This window comes from Massilia sp. Root351, assembly GCF_001425045.1.
GTDB lineage: Bacteria > Pseudomonadota > Gammaproteobacteria > Burkholderiales > Burkholderiaceae_D > Rugamonas.
Genome location: NZ_LMDJ01000005.1, coordinates 57,587 through 74,483, shown reverse-complemented (window position 1 = coordinate 74,483; position 16,897 = coordinate 57,587). Strand labels below are relative to the sequence as shown.

General features: G+C 66.6%; 13 protein-coding genes. 11 read left to right on the top strand and 2 right to left on the bottom strand.

Translation table 11 applies throughout. From position 1 onward, the window contains the following. Window positions 1-24: 24 nt before the first annotated feature. From ASD15_RS09595 to ASD15_RS09560, 8 genes are read left to right on the top strand one after another with little or no spacing between them, the layout of a single operon-like run. Window positions 25-831: a type VI secretion system accessory protein TagJ gene (locus ASD15_RS09595; protein ID WP_057154624.1), complete on the top strand. Its 807-nt coding sequence runs from the start codon at window positions 25-27 to the stop codon at window positions 829-831. Then, the gene (tssE, locus tag ASD15_RS09590) at window positions 824-1,339 is read left to right on the top strand and encodes a type VI secretion system baseplate subunit TssE (protein ID WP_057154623.1); all 516 of its coding nucleotides are present in this window, start codon (window positions 824-826) and stop codon (window positions 1,337-1,339) included. The genes ASD15_RS09595 and tssE overlap by 8 nt, the downstream gene beginning before the upstream one ends. Then, the gene (gene tssF, locus ASD15_RS09585) at window positions 1,336-3,213 is read left to right on the top strand and encodes a type VI secretion system baseplate subunit TssF (protein WP_057154622.1); all 1,878 of its coding nucleotides are present in this window, start codon (window positions 1,336-1,338) and stop codon (window positions 3,211-3,213) included. The genes tssE and tssF overlap by 4 nt, the downstream gene beginning before the upstream one ends. Continuing rightward, window positions 3,198-4,229, top strand: coding sequence for a type VI secretion system baseplate subunit TssG (tssG, locus tag ASD15_RS09580; protein ID WP_057154621.1), 1,032 nt, complete (start codon window positions 3,198-3,200; stop codon window positions 4,227-4,229). Before tssF ends, tssG begins: the two co-directional genes overlap by 16 nt. An 11-nt stretch (window positions 4,230-4,240) precedes the next feature. Beyond that, window positions 4,241-6,976 carry a type VI secretion system ATPase TssH gene (gene tssH / locus ASD15_RS09575; RefSeq protein ID WP_057154620.1) on the top strand — a complete coding sequence of 912 codons (2,736 nt, stop codon included), beginning with the start codon at window positions 4,241-4,243 and terminating at the stop codon, window positions 6,974-6,976. Window positions 6,977-7,005: 29 nt separating this feature from the next. Next, entirely contained in the window at window positions 7,006-7,908 is a 903-nt protein-coding gene (locus ASD15_RS09570; RefSeq protein ID WP_057154619.1) for a hypothetical protein, read from the top strand. A gap of 43 nt (window positions 7,909-7,951) precedes the next feature. Then, entirely contained in the window at window positions 7,952-9,031 is a 1,080-nt protein-coding gene (locus tag ASD15_RS09565; protein ID WP_057154618.1) for a hypothetical protein, read from the top strand. A gap of 3 nt (window positions 9,032-9,034) precedes the next feature. After that, on the top strand, window positions 9,035-9,883 hold the full coding sequence (locus ASD15_RS09560; RefSeq protein ID WP_057154617.1) for a hypothetical protein: 849 nt from the start codon (window positions 9,035-9,037) through the stop codon (window positions 9,881-9,883). Here the strand turns inward: ASD15_RS09560 and ASD15_RS09555 are convergent. Beyond that, the gene (locus ASD15_RS09555; RefSeq protein ID WP_057154616.1) at window positions 9,880-11,220 is read right to left on the bottom strand and encodes a tetratricopeptide repeat protein; all 1,341 of its coding nucleotides are present in this window, start codon (window positions 11,218-11,220) and stop codon (window positions 9,880-9,882) included. The two genes, ASD15_RS09560 and ASD15_RS09555, sit on opposite strands and share 4 nt — an antisense overlap. A 23-nt stretch (window positions 11,221-11,243) precedes the next feature. Continuing rightward, on the bottom strand, window positions 11,244-12,746 hold the full coding sequence (locus ASD15_RS09550; protein WP_057154615.1) for a type VI secretion system contractile sheath domain-containing protein: 1,503 nt from the start codon (window positions 12,744-12,746) through the stop codon (window positions 11,244-11,246). Between the two features lie 96 nt (window positions 12,747-12,842). On the opposite strand from ASD15_RS09550, the gene ASD15_RS09545 reads away from it, so the two are divergent. From ASD15_RS09545 to tagH, 3 genes are all read left to right on the top strand, one after another. Continuing rightward, window positions 12,843-13,232, top strand: coding sequence for a DUF4280 domain-containing protein (locus ASD15_RS09545; RefSeq protein ID WP_057154614.1), 390 nt, complete (start codon window positions 12,843-12,845; stop codon window positions 13,230-13,232). 12 nt (window positions 13,233-13,244) lie between these two features. After that, window positions 13,245-15,263 (top strand): type VI secretion system Vgr family protein, encoded by a 2,019-nt coding sequence (locus ASD15_RS09540; protein WP_057154613.1) that lies wholly within the window; start codon window positions 13,245-13,247, stop codon window positions 15,261-15,263. A 132-nt stretch (window positions 15,264-15,395) separates the two neighbouring features. Continuing rightward, window positions 15,396-16,892 carry a type VI secretion system-associated FHA domain protein TagH gene (tagH, locus tag ASD15_RS09535; protein WP_200953942.1) on the top strand — a complete coding sequence of 499 codons (1,497 nt, stop codon included), beginning with the start codon at window positions 15,396-15,398 and terminating at the stop codon, window positions 16,890-16,892. Window positions 16,893-16,897 lie beyond the last annotated feature (5 nt).

Sequence of the window (16,897 nt, the reverse complement as noted above, 5' to 3'; positions counted from 1 at the left end):
TCTCGTTTTATCTCAGGGCTCCTTATGGACGCGCAACAGCTCATTTCCGAAGGCCGGCTTGGCGAGGCGCTCACCGCGCTGCAAGGCCAGATCCGTAAAGACCCCTCCAACGCGAAACTCCGAACTTTCCTGTTCCAGCTGCTCTGCGTGCAGGGCCAGTGGAACCGCGCACTGACGCAACTGAACGTGGCCGCCGAGCTGGATGCGGCCACCTTGCCGATGGCGCAAACCTACCGCGAAGCGATCCAGTGCGAGGCGCTGCGCGATGAAATCTTTGCCGGCAAACGCGTGCCCGTGGTGTTCGGCGAACCGGTGGCGTGGATCGCCCTGGTTGCCGAGGCGCTCAAGCTGGAAGGCGAGGGCAATGCCGCCGCCGGCGCGCAGGCCCGCGCGCGCGCCTTCGAGGACGCACCGGCCAGTGCCGGCCGCATCAACGGCGAAGCCTTCGCCTGGCTGGCCGACGCCGACGCGCGCATCGGCCCGGTGCTGGAGGTGATCATGAACGGGCGCTACATCTGGGTGCCGGTACAGCATGTGAGCCGCATCGAAATCGAAGCGCCGGCCGACCTGCGCGACAAGGTGTGGATGCCGGCCACCTTCACCTGGACCAACGGCGCCAGCACGGTCGGGCTGATCCCGACGCGCTACGCCGGCACGGTGCGCGAGGGCGCCGACGACGCGCTGCTGCTGGCGCGCCGCACCGAATGGCGCGAGGACGGCGTGGGACTGGGCCAGCGCATGTTCGCCACCGACGCGGCCGACTACGCGCTGATGGACGTGCGCAGCATCGAACTCGACGGCGTTGACGGCGCCGCCGGCGGCAATGGCTGAACTGGCGCCACGCGAGCGGCTCCAGCCTTCGCTGCTGGACCGCCTGACCGACGACGAGCCGGAGAGCAGCGTCGAGTCGCGCGAGCGGCGCGTGCTGTCGCTGCGCACGCTGCGCGAGAGCGTGCTGCGCGACCTGGCCTGGCTGCTCAATACCACCAATCTGCTGTCCGTCACCGAGCACCAAAAGCTGCCGCACGTGGCCAACTCCGTGGTCAACTACGGCATGCCGGACATCTCCGGCATCTCCGTGGCGGGCATGAACCTGACCGAGCTGGAACGCGGCATCCGCCAGGCCATCTGGGACTTCGAGCCGCGCCTGATACGGGCCTCGGTGACCGTCAAGGCGGTGCCGGCCGAGTCGGACCGCAACACCATCATGTTTGAAATCGAAGGCGATATGTGGGCGCAACCTTACCCGGAACGGCTGTACCTGAAAACTGAACTGGACGTGGACCGCGCCAGCATCCGCGTGACGGAGAACACTTCCGGCAAGGGATCGGCGGCATGAATCCGCGCCTGCTGCGCTATTACAGCCAGGAACTGCAGCACCTGCGCGAAGTGGGCGGCGAGTTCGCCAAGGAGTATCCCAAGATAGCCGGCCGCCTGGGCCTGGAAGGCTTCGACTGCGCCGACCCCTACGTGGAGCGCCTGCTGGAAGGCTTCAGCTTCCTGGCCGCGCGCGTGCAGATGAAGATCGACGCCGAGTTCCCGCGCTTTACGCAGCACATGTCCGAGCTGGTGTACCCGCACTTCCTGGCGCCCACGCCGTCGATGGCGGTGGTGCAGCTGCAGCCGGACCTGGGCAATCCCGCGCTCAAGCAGGGCTACGTGGTGCCGCGCGGCACCGCCATGCGCAGCGTGCTGGGCAAGGGCGACACGACCGCCTGCGAATACCGCACCGCGCACGACGTGACCATGTGGCCGGTGGAACTGCTGGAAGCCAAGTTCTTCACGCACAGCGGCGCATTGTTCGGCGCTGGTGCCGGGAACGGCGCGGCGCTGCCGGGCAGCGTCAAGGCCGGCATCCGCCTGAAACTGCGCACGGCCGGCGGCGTGCCGTTCCGCGCCTTGCCGCTGGATCGCCTGGCACTGAACCTGCGCGGCAGCGACGAGATGCCGGTGAAGATTTATGAACGCATCCTGGGCAGCGTGGAAGGGGTGCTGGTGGCCTCGGCCAGCGCCAGTACGCTGCTGCCGAGAAGCGCCGTGGCGCCGCTGGGCTTCAGCGAGGACGAGGCGCTGCTGCCGAGCGGGCGCCGCACCTTCCAGGGCTACCGCCTGCTGCAGGAGTATTTCGCCTTCCCGCAGCGCTTCCAGTTCGTCGAGCTGCGCGGCCTGCAGCAGGCGCTGGGCCGCTGCGCGGAAACCGAGGTGGAACTGGTGATCCTGCTCAACAAGGGCGACGCGCTGCTGGAGCAAATGCTGGACGCGTCCAACTTCGCGCTCAACTGCACGCCGGCCATCAACCTGTTCCAGCGCCGCGCCGACCGCATCAACGTCAGCGGCGACGAGTTCGAGTACCACGTGCTGGTGGACCGCACCCGGCCGATGGACTTCGAGGTGTTCCAGATCGACGAGGTGACCGGCTACGGCACCGGCCCCAACGCCGAGCAGGCGTTCCGGCCTTTCTACACCGCCAAGGATATCGGCGGCCTGCACCAGGACAAGGCCTTCTACCATGTGCGGCGCGAGCCGCGCCTGATCTCGCAGCGCCAGCGCAAGGTCGGTCCGCGCTCGAGCTACATCGGCAGCGAAACCTTCATTTCCATCGTGGACGCGGCCAAGGCGCCGTACCGCAGCGACCTGCGCCAGCTCGGCCTGTCGGTCTGGTGCACCAACCGCGACCTGCCGCTGTCCATGCCGCTGGGCGTGGGCAAGACCGATTTCATCCTGGAATCCGGCGCGCCCGTCACGGCGGTGCGCTGCCTGGCCGGCCCCAGCCAGCCGCACGCCTCGTTCGCCGAAGGCGCGGTGGCTTGGCGCCTGCTGAACCACCTGTCGCTCAACTACCTGTCGCTGACCGACAGCGACGCGCGCCAGGGCGCGGTGGCGCTGCGCGAAATGCTGTCGCTGTACTGCCATGTGGGCGACCTGAACGGACAGCGCCAGATCGAAGGCGTGCAGTCGATCGGCACCGCCAGCATCACGCGCCGCATGCCGTCGCCGGGCCCGATCACCTTCGGGCGCGGCCTGCAGGTGACCGTCACGCTGGACGACGCGGCCTTCGAGGGCACCGGCGCCTTCCTGCTGGGCGGCGTGCTGGCGCAGTTCTTCGCGCAGTATGTGTCCATCAACTCCTTCACCGAGACGGTGGTGCGCACCATCGGGCGCGGCGAGATCATGCGCTGGCCGGCCAAGGGGGGCGCATGCGCGATCCTGTAGAAACCGAGCTGGAACTGGAGCGCAAGGCTGCGCGCATGGACTTTTTCCAGGTGCTGCGGCTGATCGAGAATGCGCACCCGGAGCTGCCGCGCATCGGCGCTTCGCTGCGCCCGCGCGACGACGCGGTGCGCTTCGGCCAGGACCCGTCGCTGACCTTCCACCCCGGCGCGCTGGGGCAGTTCCTGCGCGGCGGTTCGAACGGCGCCGACGCGCGCGCGCGCCTGGCGGTGAATTTTTTTGGCCTGCTGGGCGCCAACGGCCCGCTGCCCATCCACATCACCGAATACACGCGCGACCGCCTGCGCAACGGCGGCGACGGCACCTTGCTGGCCTTTTTCGACGTGTTCCACCACCGCATGCTGTCGCTGTTCTACCGCGCGCGGGCGCAGGCGGAACCGGCCATCAACCTGGACCGCGAAGACGGCGACCGCTATGCGGAGTTCGTCGGCAGCCTGTTCGGCATCGGGGCGCCGGCCTTGCGCCAGCGCGACGACATCGGCGACTTCGCCAAGCTGCATTTCGCCGGCCTGCTGGCCAATAATGCGCGGCCCGCCTCCGGCCTGGTGTCCATCCTGCGCGAGTATTTCAAGCTGCCGGTGGCGGTGGAGCAGTTCACCGGCCACTGGATGCGGCTGCCGCCGGAGATCCAGTCGCGCATCGGCCGCGCCGAGGACGGCAACCGGCTGGGCGTGTCCACCGTCCTCGGTTGCAAGGTATGGGACTGCCAGAACAAATTCCGCATCGTCATCGGCCCGATGGGCTTTGCCGACTATGAACGCATGCTGCCCGGCGGCGACAGCATGAAGCGCCTGCTGGCCTGGGTGCGCAATTACGCCGGCACGGCCCTGGACTGGGACGTGCGCCTGATCTTGAAAAAAGAAGAAACCCCGCCGTTGCGGCTGGGCGCCGGGGCCGGCAGCGGCCTGCGGCTTGGCTGGAGCACCTGGCCAGCCGGCGCCGCGCCACTCCGCAATCCGGACCAATTGCTCATCAACCCAAGCGCCCATGCGGGCTAAGGAAAATCACCATGGCAGAAATCAGTCGCGTCGCCCTGTTCGGGAAATTGAACTCGCTGTGCTACCGCGCCATCGAAAGCAGCACCGTCTTTTGCAAGCTGCGCGGCAACCCCTACGTGGAACTGGTGCACTGGATGCACCAGATCCTGCAGTTGCAGGATTCCGACCTGCTGCGCCTGGTCAAGCACTATGAGCTGGACGCGGCCGGCCTGGCGCGCGACCTGACGGCGGCGCTGGACCGCCTGCCGCGCGGCTCCACCTCGGGCATCGACCTGTCCTCGCAGCTGGAGGAATCGGTGGAGCGCGCCTGGGTGTATGGCACGCTGATGTTCGGCGAATCGCAGATCCGCTCCGGCCATATCGTGGTTGGCATGCTCAAGACTTCCAGCCTGCGCAACGCGCTGTATGGCATGTCGCCGCAATTCCAGAAGATCAAGGCCGACGACCTGAGCGAGAAGTTTGCCAGCCTGCTGAAGGAATCGCCGGAAGCGCAGATGGCGGCCACGGACGGCTTCCAGGCCGGCGGCGGGGCCGCGCCGGGCGAGGCCTCCGGCGCCATCGCGCCTGCCGCCATGGGCAAGCAGGAAGCGCTGAAGAAGTTCACCGTGGACCTGACCGAGCAAGCCCGCAGCGGCAAGATGGACCCCATCGTTGGCCGCGACGACGAGATCCGCCAGGTGGTCGATATCCTGATGCGCCGCCGCCAGAACAATCCCATCCTGGTGGGCGAGGCCGGCGTCGGCAAGACGGCCGTGGTGGAAGGCTTCGCGCAGCGCATCGCCCGTGGCGACGTGCCCCCCAGCCTGAAGGACGTGCAGCTGCTGACGCTGGACGTGGGCCTGCTGCAGGCCGGCGCCAGCATGAAGGGCGAGTTCGAGCAGCGCCTGCGTTCGGTGATCGACGAAGTGCAGGGCAGCCCGAAACCCATCATCCTGTTCATCGACGAGACGCACACGCTGGTGGGCGCGGGCGGCGCGGCCGGCACCGGCGATGCGGCCAACCTGCTCAAGCCTGCGCTGGCGCGCGGCACGCTGCGCACCATCGGCGCCACCACTTTCGCCGAATACAAGAAGCACATCGAGAAGGACCCGGCGCTGACCCGCCGCTTCCAGACCGTGCAGGTGGACGAGCCGAGCGAAGAGCGCGCCATCCTGATGATGCGCGGCGTGGCTTCGACCATGGAAAAACACCACAAGGTGCAGATCCTCGATGAAGCGCTGGAGGCGGCGGTCAAGCTGTCGCACCGTTACATCCCGGCGCGCCAGTTGCCGGACAAGTCGGTCAGCCTGCTCGACACGGCCTGCGCGCGCGTGGCCGTGAGCCTGCACGCCACGCCGGCCGAAGTGGACGATGCGCGCAAGCGCATCGAAGCGCTGGAAACGGAACTGGGCATCATCGGCCGCGAAAGCGCCATCGGCATCGACATCGGCAAGCGCAAGAGCGAGGCGGACGACCTGCTGGGCGCCGAACGCGAGCGCCTGGCCGGGCTGGAGACGCGCTGGAACGCGGAGCGCGAACTGGTGGACGAGCTGCTGGCCCTGCGTGCCAAGCTGCGCGACGGCGCGCAGCCGGTGGAGGGCACCGGCAGCAGCCTGGAGGCGGGCGCCGAAGCTGCGGCCGCCACCGCCGCCACCGCACCTGCCATCGCGCCGGAAGAACGCGCCGCGCTGATGGAGCAGCTCAAGGCCGTGCAGGCCAAACTGAGCGCGCTGCAAGGCGAAACCCCGCTGATCCTGCCGACCGTGGACTACCAGGCGGTGGCCGCCGTGGTGGGAGACTGGACCGGCATCCCGGTCGGCCGCATGGCCAAGAACGAGATGGAGACCATCCTCAAGGTGGCCTCGCTGCTGAGCCAGCGCGTGATCGGCCAGGACCACGCGATGGAGATGATCGCCAAGCGCATCCAGACTTCGCGCGCGGGCCTGGACAATCCGAGCAAGCCGATCGGCGTGTTCATGCTGGCCGGTACCTCCGGCGTCGGCAAGACCGAAACCGCGCTGGCCCTGGCCGAGGCGCTGTACGGCGGCGAGCAGAATCTGATCACCATCAACATGAGCGAGTACCAGGAGGCGCACACCGTCTCCACGCTGAAAGGCGCGCCGCCCGGCTACGTGGGCTATGGCGAGGGCGGCGTGCTGACCGAGGCGGTGCGCCGCAAGCCATACTCGGTGGTGCTGCTGGACGAGGTGGAGAAGGCGCACCCGGATGTGCACGAGATGTTCTTCCAGGTGTTCGACAAGGGTTTCATGGAAGACGGCGAAGGCCGCTTCATCGACTTCAAGAACACGCTGATCATCCTCACCACCAACGCCGGCACCGACCTGATCGCCGGCCTGTGCAAGGACCCGGACCTGATGCCCGACCCGGACGGCATGGCCAAGGCCCTGCGCGCGCCGATGCTGAAGGTGTTCCCGCCGGCGCTGCTGGGCCGCATCGTCACCATCCCGTACTACCCGCTGTCGGACCAGATGCTGGGCCAGATCGTCAAGCTGCAGCTGAACCGCATCAAGAAGCGCGTCGAGGCGCGCTACAAGATCCCGTTCCAGTACAGCGAAGAGGTGGTCAAGCTGGTGGTGTCGCGCTGCACCGAGGGCGAGTCCGGCGGCCGCATGATCGACGCCATCCTGACCAACACCATGCTGCCCGATATCAGCCGCGAATTCCTGAACCGCATGATGCAGGGCGACGCCATCGCCGGCGTGCAGGTCGAGGTCAAAGAAGGGGAGTTTGCCTACAGTTTTGATTGAAGCCCGGCAGTGCCCACCAGGGAGGCAGCATGCGCTACGTGTTCACACTGAAAGCGAAGTCGAACTTTAGCTGGCTGTTGCGGAGCGCCGGCAAGCGATTGCCCCGCAGCCGCTTCAACCAGGCGACGCCGATCTACAAGCTTGCATATTGGCTGAACCTGCCGAGCCTGGGCAGCGGATCGAGCCTTGAGAACATGGCGCTGGTTGGTGCAGCCGGTGGGCTGGAGAAGTTCTTGATGGGGCTCATCTCGCAATCGCTGGGCTCCTATAGTTTCCTGACCAATGCCCTGCTGCGCCAGCAGAAGACCAAGCTGACGACCTACAACCACTGGTGCGGATTCCTGTGGGGGCAGGGCGCCATTTACCGCGGCAGGGAGACTGACCAGCGGCGCCTGATCGGCGCGATCATGCGCGGGGCCGGGTTTGGTTCGCCGAAGGAAGGCGCGTGGACCGTGGTAGCCACGGCGGCGACGATTATCGGGCTCATGTTCGTGAAAAACTGGTGGGTCACCTGCAAGGACAAGCCGGCTCCCGAACTGGCGCCTCCCGACGTGCCGCCCGCGCCACGCAAGCCCGGCGGATCGATGCCGACCCTGAACGTGGAGGCGCGGCGCCGGAAAACGCTGCGCGACCTGGTGATCTACGGCCTGATGTCGATGGGGATGAGTGAGGCCGGCGCCAACAAGCTGGTGGATGGCGAGATGATCTACGGCGCGGATGCGGATGTCTACCGAAGGATCTGCTCGTTGATCTTTATCCGCTGCACGGTATGCGACAGCATGGCGGCGATCGAGCACACGGAGCTGATGCACGCGGTGCTGTATTTCGATGAAGATGACATGGTGGTGAGCTATTGCCCGGAATGCCAGAGCTTTTGCGAAGCCGATGTGACGGCGATCGACAATGGCCGCGCGGTGCATTTGCACAGCTAAGCGGGATGGCGGGCCTTTTTTGAATGCCAGGAGCAGGTGAAAAATGATCAGTTACTACGATTTAGGCCCGGACAAGAAACTCAACGAGGTCGTCATGGCGGGCAGCCATGACGCCGCCGTCACCATGGGCGACGCAAACACGCAGACCCAGGATCTCGATATCTTCGACCAGGCCGTGGCGGGGGCGCGGCTGTTCGATATCCGCATCACCGGCGCGCTGGTCAAGAAGGGCGGCGCCGACAAGGTGGTGGCGCTGAAGGCCTACCACGGCAAGGGCCCGGAGAGCAAAACCACCGGCGTGGATATCCGCACGGGCGGGTTGGCGACCGCCAAGGTGAAAAGCATGTGGGGCGGCGAATATGGCCTGACGCTGACCAAGATCCTGAGCGACGCGTCCCGTTTCGTGACCACCTACGCTACCGAGTTCGTGGTGCTCAAGTTCGACCACTGCCACAACTGGGAGATGATCGCGGCCGCTTGCGTGGAAGTGTTGGGCGACAAGATCTACAAGGGCGGCGGCAACCTCAATACGCGGACGCTGCGCCAGCTGCAGGGCAAGGTGATCGTGCTGTTCGCGTCGGACGGGCTGCAGCTGGTGCGGGCGAGCTATAGTGCCGCGCAAGGCATCCTCGGCATCAGGAACCTGAGCAAGGCCGGCAGCACCTACGACGAGCGCTACGAAGGCCTGCAGTACTTCGGCAAGGGCGGCACCAGCGTCGGCAAGCCATTCGGCAAAATCGAACAGAACATCAAGAAGCAGAGCAAGCTGATGGCGCGCGGCGGCGACGGCAATCCCAACGTGGTCGGCATGATGTACTGGACCACGACGGGCGTATTCGAGAGCATCCGCGACCGTAACAGCGGCATGTGGACGGCGCCCAACGTGGCGCGGCTAAAGGATATGTGGAGCAACGGCCTGGACGCGGCCATCACGTCGCGCATGAACAAGTTCGCCAAGATCGACGGCTTCGCCAGCGGCACGCTGCTCAAGGCCTTCATGCCCAACTTCGTGATGATCGATTTCGTGGACGAGGCGAAGTGCAAGCATATTTTGGAACTGAACACCATTCCACCCACTTTCCTGGTGAAGAACATCAATAACTTCATGCGCACGGACCACTGATCGATGCCGTTGATCTTGCTGCTCAAGCTGCTCCTGGTTCCGAGCTTGATCTATGCTGTAACGCTGGTGGGCCGGAGATGGGGGCCGGGCGTGGCGGGCTGGATGTCCGCCTTTCCCATCGTCTCCGGGCCCATTCTGCTGACGGTGACGCTGGAGCAGGGCGCCGCGTTTGCCGCGCGCGCCGCCGAAGGCACCTTGCTGGCGGTGATCGCTGTGCTGGTGTTTAGCATCGCCTACGCCTGGACGGCGGAGCGTTTCGGCATGGCCGTGTCGATGCTGGGCGCGCTGCTGGCCTGGGCGCTGGCGGTGGCCGGCTTGCAGGCGGTGCAACTGCCGGTGGCAGCGTGCTTCGCGATGGTGGTGGGCGCCTTGCTGATCGCACCGAAGCTGTTTCCGCGGGTGCGGCCGGACGGCTCGGACCAGGCATTGGCATCCGCGCGGCCCGTAGCCGGCGCCGCCCCGGCCAGCGATCTGCCATGGCGCATGCTGGCCGGGGCGGCGCTGGTGCTGGCCGTGAGCTACGGCGCAGCCGCGATAGGCGCGCGCCTGAGCGGCTTCTTCGCCATGTTCCCCGTGATGAGCACCGTGCTGGTGGGTTTCTCGCACGTGCGTTCCGGCCGCGCGTTCGCGGTGGCGCTGTTGCGCGGCATGGTGTTCGGCTACTTCGCTTTTGCGACTTTTTGCCTGGTGCTGTCGCTGTTGCTGCGCGAAGGTTCGGCCGCCGCCGCATTCGGCGCGGCCTTTGCAGGCGCGCTGGCGGTGCAGCTGGCTGTCAAGCGTCTGATGGCCAAGCCGGCCGTATCGGCCGGCGCGCCACTGGCCAGGCCTGCGGCAGGCAAAAGCCGCTCCTAGCCGCCCTTGCGCGCCCCCACCAGCAGGCCTGCAACCGGCCGGCTGGCTTCCTGGCGCAGCGTGACGCGGCGCAGTTCGCGCACTTCCAATCCGGCATCGGCCAGCATCGCGCGCACGTAGGCTTCCGTGTGGCTGTAGCGGCCGTGCGCATGCAGCAGGAATTGCGGCGCAGCGGCGCTGTCCACGGTTTCCTCGACTGTGAACACCAGGTGGGCACCGGGGCGCAGCGCGGCGCCGGCGGCCGGGATCAGCACGTCCAGCGCACCGAAATAGCACAGCGTATCGGCCGATACCACCAGGTCGTACGCGTCCGGGCGGGAGCGCAGCCACGCGGTCAGTTCCGCTTCGCGCAGCGTGTCGTAGCCGCCGCGCTCTGCCGCCTTGGCCAGCATGCCGGCCGACAGGTCCACCCCTTCCAGGTGGCGCGCGTAGGGCTTGAGCAGCGGGCCGCACAGGCCGGTGCCGCAGCCGGCGTCCAGCACGTGCAGCGCCGGCCTGGCGGCGGGGGCGGGGCCCAGCAGGGCCGTCACCATCTCGCCGCACATGGCGGGCGCGCAGTAACCCAGCTTGGCCAGCACCTCGTCGAAGCTGTTGGCAAAGCGGTCGAAGACGGACTGCACGTAGGAGTCCGACGCGCGCTCCGGCGCAGCTGCGCCCTGGCAGGCGGCGATGTGGTGCTGCACCACGGGATTGTCCGGTTCGACCTTTTCCCATTGCCGGTACACTTCCAGCGCCTCCGCATCGCGCTGTTGCGATATCAGGGCGCGCGCCAGGCTGCGGTAGACGTCCGGATTGTCGGGCGTGATCAGCACGGCGTTGCGGTAGCAGCTCAGCGCTTCGTTGAAATCGCTGGTTTTCTTCAGCACATTGCCAAGGTTGATCCAGCCTTGCGCGAACTTCGGCGACAGCTCGACGGCACGGCGGTATGCCGCCGCCGCTTCGTCCAGCCGGTCCTGCGCACGCAGCACCACCCCCAGGTTGTTATGGGCCAGTGCGAAGTCGGGCCTGGCCTCCAGCACCGCGCGGTAGGACTGCTCGGCGTCCGCGTGGCGGCCCATCTCCTTCTGCACGTTGCCCAGATTGTTGCGCGCATCGACGTAGTCCGGCGCCACCTCCAGCGCGCGCCGGATCAGGTTGACCGCGCCGTCGTGGTTGCCCAGGTGGTGCTGCGCCAGGCCCATATAGTGCAGCGCGTCCGGATGGCCGGGCGCCACTTGCAGGATGGCTTCGTAATGTTGCGCGGCCAGGCGCGGCTTGCCTTCGCGGTGCACCGAGACCGCCAGTTGCAGCGCGTCGTCGAGGGAAATCTTCTGGCCGGTTTTCTTCTTCGTGCTCATTTTCTGCTCTTGCTGGTACTGACTCAGGAATTCCAGGGACCGGACAAGTCCTGCGCGGGGAAGGATACGGACTGGCTGCGCAGCAGGCGCGCCGCGTTGCGGTTCTTGAAACTGAGCAGCGGCATCAGGCCGTGCTCCAGCAGCGCGGTGGCGGTGCGCTCGGTCAGGAAGGCCTCCGCGCAGGCCTGCATATGGGCTTCGCCGTCGCGCCGCACGATGTGGGCCGGCAGATCGTCCAGCTCGAGGACGTCGCCGGGCGACATGTCCCAGGCGCCGGCCTCGAAGGCGCGGCCCAGCAGCAGGGCGATGGCCAGGCAGGCGTGGCCCCACAGGTAGTCCTGGTGTGCGTGTCCTGCGTCCGCTTCTTCGAAATCGAATTGTTCGATGCTGTCGGTGGCCTTGCCGTAGGGCAGGCGCAGCAGCACACGCGGCAGCGCCAGGCCCAGCCAGCCGGCTTGCGGGCTGGTGCGCAGCGCCTGCCAGCGTGCCGCCGCGTCGCCGTCCAGCCCTTGCCAGCCGGAGGCGTCGGGCGTGGCGGCAAGGGAGGCGGCGCCTGCCAGCGCATCGCCAGCGTTCGCGATAAACGGCGCGTGCGCGCGGGCCGCCAGTTCGCCCAGGGCCGCCAGCAGTCCGATGTCGGCCGCGCCGGGGCCGAAGCTGTAGGCGCCGCACAGCACCGACCAGGGCGCGGCGTCGGCGCCCGTGCGCGGCTGCTCGACCAGCAGCCGGTGCAAAGCGCACGCCTCCAGGCTGCCCGCGGCGGCATCGATATCGGCTTGCAAGGCGTCCTTGCCGGCGTCGAGGACATAGAGCTGCAGGCACTGGCTCAGTTCCAGGCCGGTGACCAGTTGCCGCAGGCCGCGCCAGATGGCTTCCAGCGCCTGGAACTGCGGCGCGTGCAGCACGGCGCGCATGCGCTGGCCGATGACGGCATCCACCGCCGCCACGTATTCGGCCTGGCGCGGATCCGGGCCTGGCGGCATGGCGCCGACGATCTGGCGGACGAGCTGGTCGATCGACGGCACGCCGGCCGGCGAAGCCGGCGCGCCGTGGCCGGCGCGGCGCACCTGTCCGCCCAGCAGGCTGGCGAAGTCTCCGGCGTGTTCGGCTGCCGCGCCGTTGGCGCCGGCGCCGCCGCCTTCGTGCGCGGCATAGCCACCGGCGCCGGATTGCAGCGCAGCGGCAGCGGCGGCAAAGGTGGCCGGGTTGCGCAGGCGCTGCCGCTGGCCGCGCAGCGCTTCAAATGCGTCTGATTTTTGATACAGCCGATCCGGATGAAAATCCTCCAGTTCGCTGAAGCTGAAACTGTATGGCGCGCCGTCCAGCGCGACTTGCACGCTGGGCGCGAACTGCGCCAGCAATTGCTCGAAGTTGTCGAGATCAACCCGGCGCGGCGTGCCCATGGTGCTCTGCGCCCGGCCGCTGAAGTCTCCCATGACCAGAATCCGCATGGGCTGGCCGCCTTCGCCTGGCTCGTATGGATCGGCGGCGGCAAAGCCGAATTCAAATGTCAGCGATGTGGCCATGACTGTCCTCGTCGATATGCTGTGATGATCGGCAGCTTATCCTAAAACCTTACCTTTAAGACAGTCTTTTCAGTCATAATAGCCGCAGGAGGGGATATGCCAAATCAGGTAGTGATGGGAGCGATGATGACTTGCACGTTCGGCGCGGCGCCGTCGTCGCTGGTTGTGCTTCCGGCGAACAAAGTGCTGGCCGAAGGGCCGCCTGCCGCCAACATCATGGATCACCAACCCATGGTGAACATCATGCCGTTCGGCGTGTGCAATTCCATGGCCAACCCCACGGTGGCCGCCGCCACCGCCGCCGCGCTGGGCGTGCTCACGCCCATGCCTTGCATACCGGCGACGTTCGCGCCGTGGGTGCCGGGCGCGCCGACAGTGCTGATCGCGAACATGCCGGCGCTGGACAACATCTCCAAGTGCCTGTGCAACTGGGGCGGCGTGATCGCCTTCAGCAACGCCGGCACCACCAAAACCATGATCCCCTGAGCCGAAGCCGTTATGCCTCTTACGCAAGCCAACCGTGAAGTAAATGTTACCAGCGCCCTGGCGGACGACGTCCTGCTGTTCGACCGCATGAGCGGCTCCGAGCGCCTGGGCCAGTTGTCCGAATTCCGGGTGCAGCTGCTGAGCACCAAGCCGGACCTGAAAATAGCCGACGTGCTGGGCCAGCCCATGGGCGTGCACATGGATCTGCCGGACGGCTCGGTGCGGCATTTTCACGGCATCGTAACGCGCTTCGCCAGCAGCGGCTGGTACGGCAGCTTGAGCCGGTATGAGGCCACTGTCCATCCCGGCTTGTGGCTGCTCACGCGCGCCTCCAATTGCCGCATTTTCCAGGACAAGAACGTCATCGACATTGTCAAGGCGGTGTGCCAGGACGCGTCCTATGGCGGCGCCATCGACCTGAACGTGAGTGCGCTGAGCGGCACCTATGACCCGCTGCCGTATTGCGTGCAGTACCGCGAGACCGATTTCAATTTTGTCTGCCGCCTGCTGGAGAATGCCGGGATCTACTTTTACTTCACGCACACGGCCAACAAGCACACCATGGTGCTGGCCGATTCCTATGGCGCGCACCAGGCGGTGCCCGGCTACGCCAGCGTGGAGTTCTCCGGCGAGGAGGGGCGCCGCATCGTGGACCAGGAAGCGGTGTACGGCTGGGCCGCTTCGGGCATGATACAGGCCAGCAGCTACTCGCTGAACGACTTCGACTTCGAAAAGGCTGCCTCAAGCACCGCGGGCGGACTGAGGGTGAAGTCCACCGTTGCCGCCGCGTTCAGCCAGCAGGCCTACGAGATGTACGATTATCCCGGCCTCTACACCGTGGCGGCCACCGGCACCGCGCTGGCGAGGGGGCGCATGGAGGGCCTGCATGGGCAGTGCGAAGAAATCGCGGCCGACACCAGCGCGCGCGGCCTGTTCCCCGGCGGGCTGTTCAAGCTGAAGAACCATCCGCGCGAGGACCAGAACCGCGAATTCCTGGTGACCGGCGCGCAATACGAAATCGTCGGCGACGACTATGCCACCGGCGGCGACACGCCGCTGGACTTCAAATGCGTGTTTCATGCCATCGGCAAGGAGCACAGCTACCGTGCGCCGCGCACGGCGCCCAAGCCGGTGGTGCAGGGGCCGCAAACTGCGATGGTGGTTGGCAAGGCGGGCGAGGAAATCTGGACCGACCAGTATGGACGCATCAAGGTGCAGTTCCACTGGGACCGCGACGGCAAGGAAAATGAGCTCAGTTCGTGCTGGGTGCGGGTGCAGCAGGCGTGGGCCGGCGCGGGCTGGGGCAGCATGTTCATTCCGCGTATCGGCATGGAGGTGGTGGTGAGTTTCCTGGAAGGCGACCCGGACCGGCCGCTGGTCACCGGCTGCGTCTACAACAGCGACGCCATGCCGCCGTATCCCCTGCCTGCCGAGCAGACCAAGTCCACCGTCAAGTCCAACACGTCCAAGGGCGGCGGCGGCTTCAACGAGATCCGCTTCGAGGACAAGAAGGACTCCGAAGAGATTTTCGTCCAGGCGGAGAAGGACTACAACCGCGTGGTGAAAAACAACGATACGCTGAAAGTCGGTTTCGAGAAGAAGGACAAGGGCGACCAGACCATCGCGATCAAGAACGACCGCAGCCTGGACGTTGGGCACGACCACAAGGAGCACGTGGTGAACGACCACATGGTGACGGTGGATCATGACCAGATCATCACGGTGACCAACGACCAGAACCTGAAGGTGGACAATAACCAGACGGTCAAGATCGCGGTCGACCAGAAGCTCGACGTGGGCGGCAACCAGACCGTGGCCATTACCGGCGACCAGAAGGTGACCGTGTCCAAGACCATCGTCATCGAGGCCACCACCTCGATCGAGCTGAAGGTGGGCGGCACCAGTATCAAGATGGAACCGGCCAAGATCACCATCAAGTCGCCGGATGTGACGGTGCAGGCCGACGGCATGGCCACGCTCAAGGCGGGCGGCATCATGACCATAGGCGGTTCGCTGGTGAAAATCAACTGACACGGCAGATTGTGTTTTGCGCAAGCGCGACCTTATAATGTCCAGTTCAACCAGCAGCCATAGAGCCATAGCGAGCCGATGTTTTTAACTCTGCGGATACAGTCATACAGAAAGCAAGCTCCGGCTGCCCCCGTGGAGCGCCGCTTCGATCAATTGGGCGGCACCATAGGCCGCGCCGCGGGCAATGACCTGGAGCTGCCCGATCCGGGCAAGTACATTTCGCGCAAGCACAGCAAGATCGATTTCGCCGACGGCAAATATACGCTGATGGACCTGGGGGCCAATCCCAGCTGGATCAACGACCGCCCGGTGGGCGCCGGCAAGAGCGCGGTGCTGGAGGACGGCGACCGCCTGCTGATCGGCGACTATGTGCTGGAAGTGGCGGTGGGCCAGGGTGCGTCCCAGGCGCCGGCCATTCCCGTGTTCCAGCCCGAGACGTCGGACGCCTTGCCGTTCCAGGCGCAGCCGGCCGCCGCGCCGTCGCCGTACGAGGGCAGGTCCTTCGACGAGATGCGCGACACGCTGGCCGGGGTGAAAATACTGGAACTGAGCGGCGGACACGATCCGCTGGCCGCGCCGTCGGCCAACGATCCGCTCGGCCTGAACCTGCTCAACGATGCGAACGCCGCGCACGCCGCGCCGCCGGTTGCCTTCCGCGGCTCGGAGCCCGACCATGCGCCGCCGCAGTGGATGCCGATGCCGGGCGTAGTGCTGCCCGGCGCTGCGTACCCGCCGCAAGCGCCATATCCGCAGCAAACGCACTATCCGCAGCAATCGCCGGCGCAGGTACCCGAGCCCACGGTCCTGACGGTGCGCGCCGCGCCGCAGATTGCGCCGGCGCCCGTTGCGGCGCCGCCGGCAATGCTGATCCCGGACGATTACGACCCGCTTGCCGACTTCCTGCCGCCACGCGTCTCCACGCCGGCCGCACATTTTGCCCCAGCCACCCCAGCCGCATCGCCTGCGCAGCCTTCGGCCGGGCCGATTGCTTACGCGCTTCCGCCTCAGCAAGGCTACGCCGCTCCGGCAAGCGCGGGGCAGGGCGGCGATGAGGTGATGCAGGCGCTGCTGCGCGGCCTGGGCCTGAGCGGCCTGCGCACCACGAAGTCTCCCGCCGAAACGGCCGAACTGGTGGGCGCCATGCTGCGCGAGGCCACTTCCGGCACCATGGCGGTGCTGATGGCGCGCGCCATGACCAAGCGCGAGAGCCGGCTTGAAATGACGGTGCTCGGCGCCCAGGCCAACAACCCCCTGAAGTTCTTCCCCGACGCGGAAAGCGCGCTGTCGCAGATGCTCACCAACGCCATGTCGGGCTATATGCCGCCGGTGAAGTCCATCGGCAGCGCCTTCGAAGACCTGAAAGCCCATGAACTGGCGGTCATCGCCGGCATGCGCGCCGCGCTCGATGGCGTGCTGGCGCGCTTCAACCCCGCGCTGATCGAGGCGAAGGAGCCCGAGGGCGTGATGGACAAAATGATGGCCACCACCCGCAAAGCCCGCATGTGGGAGCGCATGGTGGCGCTGTACGACGACATCCTGCGCGAAGCCGACGACGACTTCCAGCACCTGTTCGGCGAAAAATTCTCTGCCGCCTACGAAGACCAGATCGGCCGGCTGCACCGCAAATAATTCCT